Raw genomic sequence first — 16,531 nt, forward strand, 5'->3', positions numbered from 1 at the left:
GCATCGTGATCACTGGCGCGGTCACGCTGGCAACCACCCCAGCAGCCGCTGCAGCGCATAGCGCAGCGTGGCCGCCCGCACGGTGCCGCGGTCGCCTGCAAAGTGCTGCATCTCGCTGTGCGTCTCGCCGCCCACGCACCAGGCGAACCACACGGTGCCCACCGGCTTGTCGTCGCTGCCGCCCGTGGGGCCGGCCACGCCGGTGACCGCCAGGCTGACCTGGGCCTGCGAGTGGGTGAGCGCGCCGTCGGCCATGGCGCGCGCCACGGCTTCGCTCACTGCGCCGTGCTGCTCGATGAGCGCGGCGGGCACGCCCAGCATGTCGGTCTTGGCGGCGTTGGAGTAGGTGACGAAGCCGCGCTCGAACCATTGGCTGGAGCCCGCCAGGTCCGTGCAGGCCGCGGCGATCATGCCGCCGGTGCAGCTCTCGGCCGTGGCCAGCATGTGGCGGTGCTGCAGCAGGCGCAGCGAAATCTGCGTCAAATTGGCATCCAGCGCTGTACTGTCAAGCGCTATCAGCTCACTTTTTGATAGTGACGTCATGGTCATCGGAGTCTCCGCAGCGCCTGTCGGCAAGTCCACTAGGCTGCCACAAACTGGCGGCGCGGTACAGGTGCAGGGCCGGCGGGCCCCGCGCAGCGGCCTACCAGAAGCGCCACAGCGCAATGACCAGCAGCGTGCAAAACGCCGCCACGAAGTCGTCGAACAAAATGCCCCAGCCGCCGCGCCAGCCAAAGCCTTTGAACAGGCCGTCGGCCCAGCCCACGGGCCCGGGCTTGGCCGCGTCGAAGAAGCGGAACAGCGCAAACGCCGTGAGCTGGCCCCAGAACCCCATGGGCATGGCCAGCCACAGCACCAGCCAGAAGGCAACGATCTCGTCCCACACGATGCTGCCGGGGTCGGCCACGCGCAGGTGGCGCGCGGCGGTGGTACAGGCCCACCAGCCCACCAGCGTGCCCCCGGCGATGAGCAGGCCCATGCGCCAGGGCGTCATCCACTGCTGCAGCACCAGGTAGGCGAGCCACGCCCACAGCGTGCCCACGGTGCCCGGCGCCTTGCGCGAGAGGCCCGCGCCAAAGCCGAGCGCGACGAAGTGGGCCGGGTGGGCAAGCAAAAAGCGCACGGTGGGGCGCAGGGCGTCTGGGGCGGAGGGCATGTCGGCAGCAAGAAAAGAAAGGGCAGGCCCGTCATGGTGCCTGCCCTTGGATTGTCACCTAGCGGCGCCGGTGCGCCCCGGTGGGTGGGTCACGCTGCGGCAGCCTCGGGGTTGCCGCATCCGCCGCGTTACTGCCGTTCCTGGAGCTGGACGTCCTTGGGGTAGCGGATAGTGTGCTCGGCGCTGAACTGCGCCGTGGCGCCTGCCGCCAGGCTCTGCTGCCAGGCCACGGTGCCGGGCGTGCGGTCCCACGCCAGGTCGGCGGGCTGGGGCTGGTAGCGCGACTCGACCTCGATCTTCTCGTTGCGCGAGACCGGCGCCGCGTGCAGCACCTGCAGCGTGATGGCGGTCTTGTGGCGGTTGTCCACGCTGTAGGCGCGGCGCGTCTTGCGCTCGGTGCGCGAGCCGGTAAAGCCCGTGCTGCCGGTCAGGTCCTGCACCGCCTCGGCGCGCACGGTGACCAGCTCATCGCGGCCGAACGACAGGCTGGTGCTGCCCGCAGGCGCGCCCGCGCTGGCCGCCGCGAAGTCGATGCGCCCGGTGCCTACGAAGGCGCCGTCGCGGTACAGCCCCACCGTGCCCGCCGGCCACACGCCCGCAGGCTGCGCCATCTGTGCGACGAGGTAGGCGGCTTCTTCCACCGCGGGTGCCGTGCGCGTGATCAGCGTGGCGGGGGCCGTCTGGCTGCCCAGTGCCAGCGTCACGCGCTGGCCGCTGGACGGCACGGTGATGCGCTGCGGCACGGCGAACTCGGTGGCAAAGCCCTTGTCGATGGAGCTCACGTCGAAGCTGGGCATGGCGTCTTCGGCCATGCGCGCGCGAGCCAGGGGCGCAGGAGCCGCTGGTGGCGCGGGCGCAGCCATCGCCATGACGGGCGCCACAGTACCCACGGGCTGCGGCGGTGGTGCCACATCCAGCGTCCAGGCGCGCGGCAGGCGGCCCTGCGTGGCGCGGCCGGGCTGGCCGGTGGACAGCGTGAGCTGCACGCCCGTCCAGTCCTCGCCGCTGTTTTGCGCCACCAGCGCCTGGCGCTCCAGCAGCACGGTGGACTTGGCGCCATCCAGCGTGGCGCGGTACGTGGGCTGCCAGCCCGGGCCGCGCACCTGGTAGGACAGGCGCAGCTCGGCGTCGCGCTCGGCCGCCAGGTTGATGCTCACGGAGACCACGCGTGCGCGCTGGCTGGCCACGCGGTCGCGCTCGGCCACCAGGGGCTTCAAGGCGAGTTCGAGCGCCTCTTGCTTGCGCTTGAGCTGGTGCGTGCGTGCAAACGCGTCCTGCCCGGACTTGCGCAGCACTTCGGCCGTGGCCGTGATCTGGGCGGGCGTGGGGCTGGCGATGCGGGTGTTGGTGGCGGTCGCCGTGGTGGCCGCTGCCGTGGCGTCGTCGCCCGTGACCGCACCACCCACGCCGGCCACGCCGCGCAGGTAGCCGTCCACCAACTGCAGCGCCGAGGCCTCGGCCCTCACCCCGGCGATCTGGTCCTCCAGCTCGCGGATGCGGCCGTCCAGCGGGCTCGCGCAGGCGGCGGCCACATCGCGGTCTTCGGTCAGCACGTTGAACTCGCCCACGCGCACGGCGGCGTCGGCGCTGATCTGCAGGCTCTGCGCGTCGATGGATGCGGGCAGGCAGCCAATGGTCAGGCTGCGCGCGCCGGCTGGCACGCGGGCCACGCGCTCCACGGTGGCGCTGCCGGGGTACACGGTGACGCGGGCGATGCGTGATGTGTCGCCGGTCGCGGGGCGTGGCGCGTCCTGCGCCATGGCGACGAAGGGCAGCGCGCCCACCCCGCTGACGATGCAGGCCATCCACCACGCGCGGTGGACGACAAAAGCGCGTGGGCGCAACGCGGTGGGGCTGGGCATCGCAGGCTCCTCGAAGGGGTGTGGATCGGGTGCCGGATGCTAGCAGGCCCGGGGCGGCAGGCAGCGGTGGATTCAGGGGGTTGGCGCCGTCGCTGCAGCCACTTCTTGTAACGATTTTCGGGGAGTGCCCTAGGGGCATGTTCGCCCGCTCCGTTTAAAACGCCAGGGGGCCGCCTGCCGCCTGCCAGCGCACGCCGCGCAGGGCTCGGCCTGGCCGCCATCGCCGCACGATCCAACCATCCATCCATCCATCCAACCAACCACGAGGAGCACCGAGTGCAGGACAACGACAAGACCGCCTTTGACTCCGCGATCCGGGCGCTGGAGTTCGAGATCGCCAACGCCGGCACGCACCTGACCATCGACGCCACCGCGCGCCAGGCGTATTCGATGCAGATCCAGGCGATGGCCAACGAACTGCGCGGGCAGGTGAGCAGCGGGCGCATGACCTGGGCGCAGGCCGCCCAGCAGGCGCAGGAGGCCCGCAACGCCATCATGGAAGTCATTCGCGGCCGCAGCACCCCGGTGGGCCGCGCGATGGCCGAGCGGCTCAAGCGCGAAGGCAAGACGCTCAACGAACTCATCGCGCGCAAGACGCAGCAACTGCACGGCGCCGGTGCGGACTTCGGCCGGCTCTCCACCACCCAGCAGAACGCGGTGTATGCCGAGATCGTCAAATCCGCCGGCACGTCGAACCCGCGCGTGACCGCCACCATGCGCAACCTCTCGCGCGCAGGGCGGGGCCTGCTGGTGCTGTCGATCGCCCTGTCCGTGTATTCCATCGCCAAGGCCGAAGACAAGGCCGGCGCCGCCCGCCGCGAAGTGGCTGTCACCGGCGCCGGCATTGGCGGCGGCATCGCCGGCGGCGCCCTGGCCGGCCTGGCCTGCGGCCCCGGGGCGCCTGTGTGCGTCACCGTCGGGGCTTTTGTCGGCGGCGCGCTGGCGGCCTTCGGCGTGGACTACTTCTGGTAAGGACGCAGCGCCCATGCACCTGCTCACACTCCAAGAGCTGTCGGTCGAGCGCCTGGCAGGCCGCCCCGACGACGCACCCGCCCACTGCCACATCCTGCGCAACGGCCAGCCCACCGGCCGCCACGTGCCCGGCGCGGTGCTGGAGACGGCTGCGCAATGGCAAGGTTTTACGCTGCTGCTGACGACCGACGACATCCCGGCGGAAGAATTTCTGCACATCCACCTGCTCGATGCGGACCTGCAGTGCATCGACACTGCAACGGTGGGGGCGATGTATTCCACGGGCTCGTTCTCGCTGCTCCCGTCGCCCGAGCCTGACACGCTGCGGTTTCGTTTCATTGGCGATACCGACTGGAGCGTGCAGGTGCTGGCGGAGTCTGGCTTTCGGGTTCCGCTGTGGTCGGAGCCGACCGGTGTGAGTCGGCCCGTGGGGTTCTCGCGGCACTTCGTGGTGCGGGGGAATCCGAAGCGGGAGGGGGAGTAGGGTGCTTGCCATGTGGCAGGCGCAAGCTAGAGGCTGTCACACCTTCATAGGCCAGATTCGAGATGACAGGAGCTGGGGCGTTGGAGCGGTTGGTACTCGGACGGCTATCGGCCAGGAGCGGTCTGTGGCGGCGTACGAAAGCGGACACTCCATGTGAAATCATGCACCATTTGGCTCCCTGTAGCCAAATGAGACGAAAATCGGGGACTCCCGATCGTGCTGGCCGCAGGCGAGGACCAAGTACCCGTGGTCCTTTGGCCAAGCCGCCAATTCAAAGGCCTCGAAGTAGAGCTCCTCAGCCAGATCGGGCGCACGCTCACGGGTAACGCTGGGCGGGCCAAGGCTCTCCGCCAGTCTCGCCCGCCATGTACGAAAACGGCTTGCGAAGTCGGTGTATGTCCGTTCGAGTTCCTCAGGAGAGCAGTCGTCCAGCCAACCTGTCTCTTCGAGGAACACCTCTTCAGCGGAAGTGAGTAGCGCTTTGATGTCCAAGGGGGCCTCGTTCATGGGGCATAACGTGGAGTTGAGGTGCCTGCGCGGCTTTTCGCAGAGGTCGACTCGAACGCGGGGTTAGGCGTTTTCACCACAGAGTCGGTGACTCGTGCGGCGCCTACGACTCTTTGCAGATTGGGCAATAGCAGCGCCTGACTATAGCTTGCCAGTAGGCAGGCACCGGACAGTGAGGCAGCGCGGTTTGGAGGGCAAGCAAACAGTCAACGGCAGCTTTGGGGTCGTTTCGTCCACCGGCTGCTTAGGGCTCAAAGCAGCCGCTCAGACCGGGCGCTTGGCTGGCGCGAAATTAATGCCCTGCATCTGTCGGCAGAGCGCTCAATGAACCAGCCCCGGCGAGCAGTGCAATGCATTCATTGGCGCGTCGTATGCCTCCTTCGGCGATTTCCCCCCTGCAAATCTCCTCCAGCATTCGAGCCAGATAAGCCGCATCATTCCAATTCAACGAGTCAGACTTACCTGTAGCCTGCTCGGAAAACGAGGGAGTTCCGTATGCGGTCCGTACCCCCAACTCGCTTAGCTTTACTGGCAACCTGAGAGTGAAGGTTTGGCCTCCTTTTCCTTCGAGCAGCAGGAAGTAAGAGCCTCCGTCACGCAGGACGTCAGCCATTGCAATACGAGCAATCGATGGAAGTTTCATAGAGTTGGAGTCTTCTAGTGGGGCTGTCGTCGTGATGTTTATTTCGGTGCCCGCTTTTGGCCGTATTCTGTCATCAGCTACCCTTCCACCGTTTCCCCCGTTTCTACACACCCAACGCCCTCCCCCACCACCTTCACCCCAACGCCTGCGGCACCTCCCGCGCCAAAAAGTCGTACACCGCGCGAATCCTGCGGCTCGTGCGGATCTCGCGGTGCACCGTGAGCCAGATGGGCAGTTCGGGCAGAGGCAGCATGGGCAGCACGGGCACGACGTCGGGGTCGGTGCGGGCCATGTAGTCGCCCACAAAGCCCACGCCCAAACCAGCGCGCACGGCCTCCCAGCAGGCGATCAGGTCGTCGGTGCGGAAGGCAAAGCGCTGGCGGTCCACCGGGTAGCCCATGGCGGCAAAACCTTGCTGGATGTCCTCGTGGCGGTCGTTGCCGATCAGCTCGTGCTGCAGCAGGTCTGACGGCTGGCGCGGTGTGCCTTTGCGGCGCAGGTAGTCGCGGTGGGCATATGCGCCCAGCTTTACGGCGCCGATGCGCTTGGCCACCAGGCTGGCCTGGTCGGGGCGGACCATGCGCAGGGCGATGTCGGCTTCGCGGCGCAGCAGGTTGGTGACCTCGTTGCTGGACACCAGTTCCACCTGCACCTCAGGCAGCGCCTGCCGCATGCGCGCGAGCACCGGCGGCAGCAGCACGCAGGCCACGGGCTGGCTGGCGGTGATGCGCACGGTGCCGCTCACGCCGGCCTCGGCGCCCGACACGCTGCGCGCCAGTTGATGGGCGCCTGCCTCCATGGCGTGGGCCGATTCGGCCAGCTGCAGCGCCGTGGCGGTGGGCAGCAGGCCGCGGCCGGTGCGCTCGAACAGCACCACGCCCAGCTGTGATTCCAGCTCGGCGATGTGGCGGCCGATGGTGGGCTGGCTGGCGTTCAGGACACGGGCCGCGCCCAGCAGGCTGCCTTGGTCCAGCGCGGCCAGGAAGGACTGCACCAGGCTCCAGTCGAAGGTCTGATTCATGGCGGTAGCGTGCTCCGGTTCGGCGGTGTTTAGCTATTCAAAAATGAATTGCTGGTATGGATGGTTAGGCAATTGTGTGGTTGTCGGTGCGTTTTCACAATCGGTCCATTCCTTTCCCGCCGTGGAGATTCCGATGACCGCACCGCTCAACACTCCCTTCGCTCCTGCCGCACCACAGGCAGCACCAGCCGCTCAGCCCACGGTGTTGATCCTGGGCGCGCGCGGCCGCCTGGGGCTGGCTGCCGCACGGGCCTTTGCCCAGGCCGGCTGGCAGGTGCTGGCGCAGGTGCGGCCCGCTGCGGGCGGCCACGCGCTGCCCGCCATGGGCGGTGTGTGGTGGATGCCGGTGGCGGTGCATGACACGGCGGAGCTGTTGCGCCAGGCGCGCGGCGCACAGGTGGTGGTGCATGCGATCAGCCCTGCGTACACGGACAAGGCATGGCGCCTGGAGGCGCTCGGCTTGCTGGACGCTGCCATCGACGTTACGCAGCAGCTCGGCGCCACGCTCATGCTGCCGGGCAACGTCTACAACTTCGGCGAGGGCATGCCCGCCGTGCTGCGCGAAGACACGCCCCAGGCGGCCGCTGGCGGCAAGGGGCTGGTGCGCGTGGCGATGGAGCAGCGCCTGACCGCCGCTACGCTGGGCGGGCGCATGCGGGCGGTGGTGGTGCGCGCGGGCGACTTCTTCGGCAGCGGCGCCAGTGGCTGGCTCGACCAGTCCATCGCCAAGGACCTGCACCGGGGCCGCGTCACCTGGCCCGGCCCGCTGAACGTGGCCACGCCCTGGGCGTACCTGCCCGACCTGGCGGCCACCTTGGTGCGCGTCGCCGACGAACGCCACCGGCTGGCCGCGTTCGACTGCCTGCATTTCCAGGGCCACACCGTGAGCGCGCAGCCCTGGCTGCACAGCCTCTCCACCTTGGCCGCAGAGCGCGGCTGGCTGCCCGATGCCGGCACGCTGCGCGTGAAGCGGCTGAACTGGACGCTGCTGCGCGTGGCGGGTGTGTTCATGCCCATGCTCGCGTCGCTGGCCGCCATGCGTTACCTGCGCCACCAGCCCCACCGGCTGGACAACTCCCGCCTGCGTGCGCTGATCGGCGAGGAGCCCCACACGCCGTTCGAGCAGGCGGCGCGCCAGGCGCTGAACGACCTGGCGCTGGGTGCTGCGCCCGCCCCGCGCGCCGCGCTGGCCTGAAGGCGCGGCGCCCACGGGCCTGTCACCGCTGCACCGCCACACCCAACCCGCCCGCGGTCGTGGCGAGCTGGCGCGCGCGCCTGGCCTCACCACCTTGTCTTCACCGCTTTTTTTTGACACCCACCCACCGGCCCACAGTGCCAGAAGGACCCGCCATGAACCGTCGCAATTTCATCCGCCTGGCAGGCGGTGGCACCGTCGTCGCCGCCACGGCCGGCACCCTGGCCGCCTGTGGCGTGGCCAGCCCGCACTACCCCGCCGAAGCCGTGGAGGCGTGGCAAGGCCCGGTGGGCGAGACCGAGGTGCGCCGCCGCGCCGTGGCCTACGCCATCACCGCGCCCAACCCGCACAACCTGCAGCCCTGGGTGGTGGACCTGCGCGAAGACGGCGTGATCACCCTGCGCACCGACCGCGAACGCGTGCTGCCGCACACCGACCCCCTGGGCCGGCAGATCCTCATCGGCCACGGCGCCTTTCTGGAGCTGCTGGTGCTGGCCCTGGCGCAGCAGGGCGTGGGCAGCGACGTGCTGCTGTGGCCGCAGGGCCCGCTGCCTGCGGCGTTGGCGGACTGGGATGATCGGCCTGTGGCGCGTGTCACCTTGAAGCCTGCGGGCCAGCCCGATGCGCTGTTTGCCCAGGTGCTGCAGCGACACACGCCCAAGAGCGACTTCGACATGGCCCGCCCCGTGGCGCCCGACGTGCTGGCCGCGCTGCTGTCCAGCCAGCGGCCCGCAGCAGGGCTGCAGGTGGGTGGCACGGTCGACGCTGCGCGCCTGGAGCCGCTGCGCACGCTGTGCTGGCAGTCCGCGCAGGTGGAGCTGCTCACGCCGCGCACGATGATGGAGAGCATCCACCTCACACGCGTCGGACCGGCCGAGATCCTGCGCCACCGCGACGGCATCTCGCTCAACTCGCCGTTCGTGCGTGCAGTGTCGGCGCTGGGCATGTTCGACCGGTCCGCGCCACCCGCCGAGGGCAGCGCCGCGTACAAGAGCGCGATGGGCCGCTTCGAGGGCCACAGCCGCACGGCGATGGGCTTTGTGTGGATCACCGGCGGCAACACGCGCGCGGACCAGGTCGATGCGGGCCGGGCCTATGTGCGGCTGCAGCTGCAGGCCACCGCGCTGGGCGTGGGCATGCACCCCATGAGCCAGGCGCTGCAAGAGTTTGCCGAGATGGCGCCGCATTACGAGCGCGTGCACCAGTTGGTGCTGGGGCGCTCCGCGCCGCGCGCGCCTGAGGATGCCACCGTGCAGATGTTCTGCCGCATTGGCTACCCGCAGGACGAGGTGCCTGCCACGCCGCGCCGGCCCTTGGGTCAGTTCGTGCAGGCGTGAAGCGGGCCGGTTGGGGCGGAGCGGGTTTCAGGCGCCGGGAGTTGACCAGAATCGGCGCTCCAATGCCACAGAGCCGTTCGGGCTGAGCCTGTCGAAGCCTGGTGCAGCGCTTCGACAGGCTCAGCGTGAACGGGTGAGGTTCTACCCGCCCATCGAGACCATCGGAATCAAGCCACGGGCGCCACGAACGCAATCAGCCGCCCCATGCGCCGTATCCATTCGGCCGTGACGATGAACTGGGGCTTGTCCTTCTTCACGTACGGCGGCACTTCGGGCGGGTTGTCGGCCGGGTAGGGCGAGGTGTCGTACACATCGCCCACGTGCTTGCTGCGGTGGGCCGTGCCGGTGTACGGCGCGGTGGGGCCGTCGCCCTGGTAGGGGTTCACCACTTCGGGCACGGGCGATGTCCAGTAGTTGCGCGTGCCCAGCTCGGTCAGCAGCGTGGCGACTTCGGATTCGGGCACTGCGGGCGTGGCCATCACTGCACCGGTGAACAGGTCCGGAAAGTCCACCTCGCGGATCGAGAAGTATTTGGGCAGCGCCTTGCCGCCGCCCGCCACCTTCAGCGGCGAGCGCGCGGCCATCTCGGCCACGGCCGCGTCCGTCATGCCGCTGAGCTTGGCGTACGTGGCCTCCAGCCCCGCGATGTCGATGGGACGGCCGGCCGAGTAGTGGCTCACGGTGTTGGTGTAGTTCTTGTCGTAGTAGTAGGCGCCGTTGTGGATGTTGGAGCCGTAGCGGTGCACGTACAGGCCGTCGTTGGTGCCCAGCTCGACAAACGTGGGGTGCGTGCGGCCGCCGCCCAGCAGCGGGTTCACCGTGGCGGCGTCGGCCGGCAGCGGGCAGCTCTTGAGCCAGGCGATCGCCTCGGGCAGGCGCGCCAGGTACTTGCGGTCGCCAGTGAGCTGGAAGTAGTTGAACATCTGGCGGATGTTGGTCTGCGTGGTGTGCGTGGCCAGCGACCGGGGCTCGTAGCTGCGGGCACCGGCCGGCGACCCGGCGGGGCGGCCGTCCTTGGCGCGCGACAGGTGCTGCAGCCCCCAGCCCGCCTGCTGGCCGGGCTGCTGCATCAGGCGCATGCATTCCATCGCGCGGGTGATGCTGGGCAGCAGGCGCGTCTCGCCCAGCGCCATCACGCACAGGGTGAGGAACTTGATGTTCTCGCCCATCACGTCGTCGTTGAAGGTCACGTGCAGTGTGTAGTCGCCGTCGTCCATGCCGGCCTTGGCACCGGCGGGCAGCTGCGACGCGTTGGGCAGCGGCATGCTGCTGATCGCCCCGGGGAAGTGCGGGAACCGCTGCGGCCAGCCGCCATTGGCCACGCCGTACTCGGGGCCGAACTGCGCGTTGAGCACGAAGTCGATCGCCTTTTGCACGGCGGGCAGGTAGCGGGCGTCGCGCTTTTCGAGGTACATGCGCAGCAGGAACTGCGATGCCACGGCCGTGCCCGCATCGTCGAACGTGGCGTTGCCGTAGTAGTGCTGGAACTCTTCGAGCCGCCAGCCGTTCTTGCCGATGGTGTCGTACCACTTTTTCAGCGACGCCTCGCCCGCGAAGTCGTGGATGTAGTTCCACCCGCCCGAGCTGTGCTGCGCGGCCATGATGGCCGTGGCGGTGCGCTCGGCCGCGCGCCAGTGGCGCTCGTCGCCGGTCGCGTGGTAGGCGTCCAGGTACACATGGCCCACCGACGGCGTGCCCGGTGGCTGGATCCAGCACATGGTGCGGTAGGCCTCCATCTCGCCGAAGGTCTGCTTCAGGTCCGGCGAGTACGACCACACGTAGCCGCCCTGGTAGGACACGGTGTCGTCCATGTAGTGCGTGGCCCGCTTCAGGGCGTCGGCAGCGTCGGCCTTGGGGCCGGGCGGAAAGGTGGGCGCGGGGTCGTCGCTGCCGCCGCCGCAGGCGCTCAGCAGCAGGGGGGCCAGGGCACTCAGGGTGAAGTCTCTGCGCTTCATGGTCAGCATGGAATGTCTCCTCGTTGGATGGCAGTGGGTCTGAAAGGGGCCGAAGCGGGTGCACCGGCTGCCGCCCCGGTGGCCCGGCCCCAGGCCATACGGCACCATGACAGATGACGTCGTACAGCTTGGCGCGAATTCTGGGCGCGGGATTTCCTGCTGCGACTGGCGTTAACCCCAATCGGCCTGTGGCACTGGTCGCTGCAGAATCGGGCGCGAGAACGAGGTGGGTGCGAGCGCGTATGCCTTGAAATCCGCATGGAATCTCAGGTTCGCGGGATTTTCGACGGTCCGCTTCCGCGACGCACAGTGCGCCGCAGAACGTGCTGACGCCGCGCTATCAAAACACTAAAAATTTGTGATTATTTGTATGACGTCAGATGATTACGTTAACAATGCACACAGAACAACAGGATGGGGGACAAGCATGGTCAAGAGATGGAAAGCCGGTTGTCTGGTGGCGGCAGCATTGCTGTGCGCGGGTGCGGCGTGGGGGCAGACGAAGCTGCGCGCTTGGAACATTCACCCTGACGGCTACCCCGTCACCGAGGCCATGAAAAGCTTCGCGCAGCAGGTGGGCAAGGCCACGCAGGGCCGCTTCCAGATCGAGGTGTTTTCCAACGCCACGCTGGGCGACCAACCCAAAGCGGTCCAGATGCTCAAGAGCGGCGAGATCGACATCGCCGAGTTCAGCTCGGGCCCGCTGTCGGACGCGGTGCCCGGCATCAAGGTGCTGAACCTGCCGTTCCTCTTCACCGACTCGGCCCACATGTTCCGTCACCTGGATGGTGCCCTGGGCCAGCGCTTTGCCGCCAACCTGCAGTCGGCCGGCTTCGTGGTGCTGGGCTGGTACGACGGCGGGGGGCGATCGTTCTACTGCGCCAACCGCTCGCCCGCCACCATCCGCGACCTGGCGGGCGCGTCCATCCGCGTGCAGCAGTCGGAGATCTTCACCGAGATGATCCGGCTGCTGGACGCCAAGCCCGTGGCGCTGCCCTTCAAGGAAGTGCTGGGCGGCTTCGAGAAAGGCAGCATCGACTGCGCCGAGAACAACATGCCCTCGTACGAATCCACGGGGCACCACAAGCTGGCCAAGAACGTCTACGTGACCAACCACGTGATCTCGCCCGAGGCGCTGGTGGTGTCCGCCGCGCTGTGGGCCAAGCTCTCGGCCGAAGACCGCAAGGCCTTTGCCGACGCGGGTGTCCAGTCGGCCCTGCTGATGCGCGAGCTGTGGAACAAGCGCGTGGCGCAGGCGCTGGAGACCACGGCCAAACAGGGCTCCCAGTTCGTGCGCGTGAAGGACGTCTCGCCCTTCGTGCGGCGCATGGCGCCGCTCTACAACAAATACATGGCCGACCCGACCACGCGGGAAGAGCTGCTGACCATCATTGCGAAGTAGCGCGGCATTCCGTGATCGCTGCCGCTGCGGTGCTCCTCACGGCGTGACGGCGCTGCCAGTGGTGCCAGAGGGCACCAGGTACTCGCGCACCAGGGTCCTTGCGCGGTGCAGCCGGCTCTTGGCCGCCTCGCGCGTGGTGCCCAGGCGCTCCGCCATCTCTTCGATGGTCAGTTCCTCGAAGTCGCGCATCAGCAGCGCATCGCGGTAGATGGGCGGCAGCGAGTCGATGGCCAGGGCCAGGTCGTGGCGCAGTTCGTGGTCGGGCCTGTGCGACCAGGCCAGGTTGTCTTCGACCTGCGCGAGCGGCTCGCCCTTGAGCCAGCCCAGCACCGGTCGCATGCACAGCCGCTGCACGATGCGCACCACCCACCCGCCAAAAGCCGCCACCTCGCGCAGCGCGCCGACGCGGCGGTACACGATGATCAGCGCCTCCTGCACCACGTCGTCGGTGGCCGTGGTGGCGGCGCAGTGGCGCAGCGCGTAGCGGCGGATGTCCGGACGCGCCAGCGCCAGCAGTTGCTCCATGGCCCGCGCGTCGCCATCGCGGGCGGCGGGCAGCAGTTGGGCGAGGGTGGGGCGTGGCATGGATGGGATTCTCCGTTGGAAGCGACTCAGGGGGCGTCAGTTCACTCCACCGGCTTGCGGCCCACCAGTGCGCAGGCGGGGCAGTAGCCGAAGGCGCCGCTCAGCACGCTGCCCACCCCCGATGCGGCCAGCACCAGGCCCAGGGGCGATGCGCCTTGCCACCACAGGCCGACGGCGACGAGGGCGATGCCGCCGGCAATGCGCAGCAGGCTTTCGGGGCGGGTGATGTTCTTGCGGTACAGCATGGTGAAAAACTCCTGGGAATCGGTGGGATGGATGAGAAGGGACAGCGAGGCGCACTCACTGCGCGCCTCCCCCACCAAGAGCCGCCGGATCCGGCCAAGGATTCATGCGCTGGCAAATATTTTTCGTGTCCGTACTGGGTTGCTTGACCCGCCTGACCCGCCTGACCCGCCTTGATCCTTCTTGATCCTTCTTGATCCTTCTTGATCCTTCTTGATCCTTCTTGGCCGGCCTGCAGCTGCCACGCCCCTTACCCGAAGTGATCGAACGAGGCGTACCGGTTCTCCACCGGCTGCCCCTGGCCGTCCACCAGGCGCAGGCCCGGCTCGGCCACCACGGTGCCGATGCGGGTCACGGGTGTACCGCTGGCCGCGGCGGCAGCCGCCACGGCGTTGCGTTGCGCAGGCGGCGCGGTGAAGGCCAGCTCGTAGTCGTCGCCGCCCGACAAGGTGCAGCGGCGCAAGATTTCAGCATCAAAAATGCCGCTACCGCTGGATGGATGGGCGCCAGCAGCTATCAAATCAGTAGTGACGTCCACATCGATCACCACGCCCACGCCGGAGGCCTTGAGGATGTGCGACACGTCGCCCACGAGCCCGTCGCTCAGGTCCATGGCGCTGCTGGCAATGCCGCGCAGTTGCAGGCCCAGGGCCACGCGTGGTGTGGGGCGCTCCAGCCGCTGGCGGGCGCGGGCCAGCACCTCGGCGGGCAGCGTGGTGTGGCCCAACAGCGCCTCCAGCGCCAGCCGTGCATCGCCCAGCGTGCCGCTCACATAGAGGTCGTCGCCGGGCCGTGCGCCGCTGCGCAGCAGGGCCTGGCGCGGAGGGACCTCGCCGAACACGGTGATGCAGATGTTGAGCGGCCCCTGCGTGGTGTCGCCGCCCACCAGCTCGCAGCCGTGCGCATCGGCCAGTTGCCACATCCCGCGCGCAAAGCCGGCCAGCCAGCTTTCGTCCACGCGCGGCAGCGACAGCGCCAGCGTGAAGGCCAACGGCCGCGCGCCGCAGGCCGCCAGGTCCGACAGGTTCACCGCCAGCGCCTTGTGGCCCAGCGCCTCGGGGTCCACGTCGGCGAAGAAGTGGCGGCCCTCCACCAGCATGTCGCTGGAGATGGCCAGCTGCATGCCGGGAGCGGGTGCCAGCAGCGCGCAGTCGTCGCCCACGCCCAGCACGGCAGCACCATCGGGCCTGGCAGCGCGGGTGAAGTAGCGGTGAATCAGTTCGAATTCATTCATGGAAAAGCACAAGTCCCTGATTTTTTTGGGCGCCGGCCGTGTGGCCAGAGGATTGTCACGGATGGGTCATGCCGGCTTCCTGAGGTGCCGCAGCACGCGCTCCGCTCCGCTGCGCTGCGCTCTGCCACGCATGCGCTGGCTTCACGTCCTTGGCATTGGCACCACCTCACACCGGCAAAAGATCATGATTTCAGATCGCAATGGCCGTTCCACCCATTCTGCGGCCACCACCACGGAGCAGCGCGCCTCACGAAGACCAACGACTTCGGGAATGCGGTCTAGGAAATGGCGGTGGACTACCAAATGGCCTGCCAGGGCGGCAACGGCCAGATGCGGCTGAAGGGGTTCGACCTGGCCCACAACACCATCGACGTGCTGTCGTCCTCTCCGTGGGTGGGGTGCACAAGCCCCGCAGCTTGCCGGCGCCCGTGCGCCGCAGGCCAGCTGGTCGGGAGCGATCTTCTTGTGGACCGCTGGGTCCACGTGGCCGTCGTCGGCAACCCCGCGAAGGGCGAGACGACGATGTATGGGGAGGGTGTACCCGTGCTTCGCAACAGCGCGGACGCGTCGGGCATCGCATCGCCACGGCCGGGGCCACCATGCAGTGGAGGGCGGTGCGGGCTCGTGGAGCTGGCGGCGCGCCGACGGCTTCTTCGGCCAGATCGTCGAGATTCGCCTGGCGGCGGAGCCGCTGCCCTCTGCGCCGTAGCGCACGGCGCGCGCGGTGTGACCGGCAGGCGCCGCCTGCCCGCCACGCCGTCTGCGTAAGGGGGGCGCGTCAGGCCAGCGCGCCGCGAAAGCGCTGCGCCGCCTGGCGGCTGACTTCGGCCAGCAACTGTTCTTCACGCTGGCGCTCGCGCAGCCAGCGCGCATCGTTTTGCCCGGCCTCGACCTCGGTGCGCAGCATGTGCATGGCGCTCGATGAGCCCTGCACGGCCGCGTGGCCGGCGATCTTGTCCATGGTCTTGAGGATGTGCTCGCGCAGCGGCATGTGGTCGCCGGTGGCCGGGTCCACATACACCGCGTCCATGCCGAAGCGGCAGGCCTGGAAGCGGTTGTAGGTGTAGACGAGGTAGTCGTCTTCGGTGGGCATGAAGGGCTGGTCCGCCAGGAACCAGGCGCCCAGCGACTGCACGTAGCCCGCGAGCGCCGCGGCGCGCTCGATGGTCAGCGGCGTGTCGAACACGCGGATCTCGATGGTGCCGAACTCGGGCTTGGGACGGATGTCCCAGTAGAAGTCCTTCATGCTCTTGACCACGCCGGTGCGCGTCATCTTGTCGAAGTAGACGGTGAAGTCTTCCCAGGTGAGCGCCAGTGGCGCACGGCCCGAGAGCGGGAACGCGAACACCGAGTTCAGGCGCGCGGAGTCGAACGCCGTGTCCTGCCCCTGCACATAGGGGCTTGATGCCGACAGCGCGATGAAGTGCGGGATGTAGCGCGACATGCGGTGCAGCATGAGCAGCGCGGCATTGGCATCGGGGCAGCCGATGTGCACGTGCTGGCCGAAGATGGTGAACTGCTTGGACAGGTAGCCGTACAGCTCCGACAGCTCGCGAAAGCGCGGCTTGTCGTAGATGCGCCGCTCGTGCCACTGCTGGAACGGGTGCGTGCCGCCGCCCACCACGGCGATGTTGAGCTTGTCCGCGCTCTTGACCAGCGCATCGCGGATGGGCGTGAGCTGGCCCAGCACCTCGCTGCTGGAGTGGCAAATGCCGGTGGAGATCTCGATCATGCTGTTCGTCATCTCCGGCACCACGCTGCCGGGCAGCGGGGTCTTGTGCATGAGGCGCAGCATGTCCTCGGCATAGGGCGCGAGGTCGTAGTCGTTGGTGTTGACGAGCTGCAGCTCCAGCTCGACGCCCAGGGTCAGGGGCTCGGAATGGTTGAAGGCTTCAAGGGACATTAGATGCGTTCCGTGCTGTGCACTGCGGTGCG

The 16,531-nt window shown here is 68.4% G+C and carries 16 protein-coding genes; 5 read left to right on the forward strand and 11 right to left on the reverse strand.

What is annotated here, in order from left to right; genetic code table 11:
- Positions 1 to 21 precede the first annotated feature (21 nt).
- The 3 genes from ACIGHN_RS13895 to ACIGHN_RS13905 form a co-directional block, all read right to left on the reverse strand.
- Positions 22 to 543, reverse strand: coding sequence for a CinA family protein (locus ACIGHN_RS13895; protein WP_396505017.1), 522 nt, complete (start codon positions 541 to 543; stop codon positions 22 to 24).
- Positions 544 to 643: 100 nt separating this feature from the next.
- The gene (locus tag ACIGHN_RS13900) at positions 644 to 1,156 is read right to left on the reverse strand and encodes a phosphatidylglycerophosphatase A (protein ID WP_396504854.1); all 513 of its coding nucleotides are present in this window, start codon (positions 1,154 to 1,156) and stop codon (positions 644 to 646) included.
- A gap of 128 nt (positions 1,157 to 1,284) precedes the next feature.
- A complete protein-coding gene (locus ACIGHN_RS13905; protein WP_396505018.1) occupies positions 1,285 to 2,916 on the reverse strand; it encodes a DUF4139 domain-containing protein in 1,632 nt (543 codons plus the stop codon).
- A gap of 378 nt (positions 2,917 to 3,294) precedes the next feature.
- Between ACIGHN_RS13905 and ACIGHN_RS13910 the strand changes: the two genes are divergently transcribed.
- Positions 3,295 to 3,990, forward strand: a complete 696-nt coding sequence (locus ACIGHN_RS13910; RefSeq protein WP_200912463.1) for a hypothetical protein — start codon at positions 3,295 to 3,297, stop codon at positions 3,988 to 3,990.
- A gap of 13 nt (positions 3,991 to 4,003) precedes the next feature.
- On the forward strand, positions 4,004 to 4,474 hold the full coding sequence (locus ACIGHN_RS13915) for a hypothetical protein (RefSeq protein WP_396504856.1): 471 nt from the start codon (positions 4,004 to 4,006) through the stop codon (positions 4,472 to 4,474).
- A 159-nt stretch (positions 4,475 to 4,633) separates the two neighbouring features.
- Here ACIGHN_RS13915 and ACIGHN_RS13920 read toward each other — a convergent pair whose 3' ends face one another.
- From ACIGHN_RS13920 to ACIGHN_RS13930, 3 genes are all read right to left on the reverse strand, one after another.
- The gene (locus tag ACIGHN_RS13920) at positions 4,634 to 4,981 is read right to left on the reverse strand and encodes a hypothetical protein (protein ID WP_056172393.1); all 348 of its coding nucleotides are present in this window, start codon (positions 4,979 to 4,981) and stop codon (positions 4,634 to 4,636) included.
- A 292-nt stretch (positions 4,982 to 5,273) separates the two neighbouring features.
- The gene (locus ACIGHN_RS13925; protein ID WP_156370847.1) at positions 5,274 to 5,624 is read right to left on the reverse strand and encodes a hypothetical protein; all 351 of its coding nucleotides are present in this window, start codon (positions 5,622 to 5,624) and stop codon (positions 5,274 to 5,276) included.
- A 133-nt stretch (positions 5,625 to 5,757) separates the two neighbouring features.
- Positions 5,758 to 6,645, reverse strand: a complete 888-nt coding sequence (locus tag ACIGHN_RS13930) for a LysR family transcriptional regulator (RefSeq protein WP_396504857.1) — start codon at positions 6,643 to 6,645, stop codon at positions 5,758 to 5,760.
- Positions 6,646 to 6,778: 133 nt separating this feature from the next.
- Here ACIGHN_RS13930 and ACIGHN_RS13935 point away from each other — a divergent pair, with 133 nt between their 5' ends.
- Positions 6,779 to 7,840, forward strand: coding sequence for an NAD-dependent epimerase/dehydratase family protein (locus tag ACIGHN_RS13935; protein WP_396504859.1), 1,062 nt, complete (start codon positions 6,779 to 6,781; stop codon positions 7,838 to 7,840).
- 155 nt (positions 7,841 to 7,995) lie between these two features.
- Positions 7,996 to 9,177, forward strand: coding sequence for an Acg family FMN-binding oxidoreductase (locus tag ACIGHN_RS13940; RefSeq protein WP_396504861.1), 1,182 nt, complete (start codon positions 7,996 to 7,998; stop codon positions 9,175 to 9,177).
- 167 nt (positions 9,178 to 9,344) lie between these two features.
- Here the strand turns inward: ACIGHN_RS13940 and ACIGHN_RS13945 are convergent, their stop codons facing one another.
- Entirely contained in the window at positions 9,345 to 11,141 is a 1,797-nt protein-coding gene (locus ACIGHN_RS13945; protein ID WP_396504863.1) for a pectate lyase, read from the reverse strand.
- A 418-nt stretch (positions 11,142 to 11,559) separates the two neighbouring features.
- Between ACIGHN_RS13945 and ACIGHN_RS13950 the strand changes: the two genes are divergently transcribed.
- Positions 11,560 to 12,534, forward strand: a complete 975-nt coding sequence (locus ACIGHN_RS13950; protein ID WP_396504865.1) for a TRAP transporter substrate-binding protein — start codon at positions 11,560 to 11,562, stop codon at positions 12,532 to 12,534.
- Positions 12,535 to 12,570: 36 nt separating this feature from the next.
- On the opposite strand, the gene ACIGHN_RS13955 is transcribed toward ACIGHN_RS13950, so the two are convergent.
- The 4 genes from ACIGHN_RS13955 to ACIGHN_RS13970 all read right to left on the reverse strand — a co-directional run bounded on the left by ACIGHN_RS13955 (position 12,571) and on the right by ACIGHN_RS13970 (position 16,499).
- Complete coding sequence (locus ACIGHN_RS13955; protein ID WP_396504867.1) at positions 12,571 to 13,119, reverse strand: RNA polymerase sigma factor; 549 nt, start codon at positions 13,117 to 13,119, stop codon at positions 12,571 to 12,573.
- Between the two features lie 41 nt (positions 13,120 to 13,160).
- Positions 13,161 to 13,364, reverse strand: a complete 204-nt coding sequence (locus ACIGHN_RS13960; protein WP_396504869.1) for a DUF2892 domain-containing protein — start codon at positions 13,362 to 13,364, stop codon at positions 13,161 to 13,163.
- Positions 13,365 to 13,612: 248 nt separating this feature from the next.
- Entirely contained in the window at positions 13,613 to 14,596 is a 984-nt protein-coding gene (thiL, locus tag ACIGHN_RS13965) for a thiamine-phosphate kinase (RefSeq protein ID WP_396504871.1), read from the reverse strand.
- Between the two features lie 778 nt (positions 14,597 to 15,374).
- Positions 15,375 to 16,499 carry a YbdK family carboxylate-amine ligase gene (locus tag ACIGHN_RS13970; RefSeq protein ID WP_056420470.1) on the reverse strand — a complete coding sequence of 375 codons (1,125 nt, stop codon included), beginning with the start codon at positions 16,497 to 16,499 and terminating at the stop codon, positions 15,375 to 15,377.
- Positions 16,500 to 16,531: the final 32 nt, after the last annotated feature.

The sequence above is a fragment of the Acidovorax sp. NPDC077693 genome (assembly GCF_044542805.1).
In the GTDB taxonomy this organism is placed as follows: domain Bacteria; phylum Pseudomonadota; class Gammaproteobacteria; order Burkholderiales; family Burkholderiaceae_C; genus Acidovorax.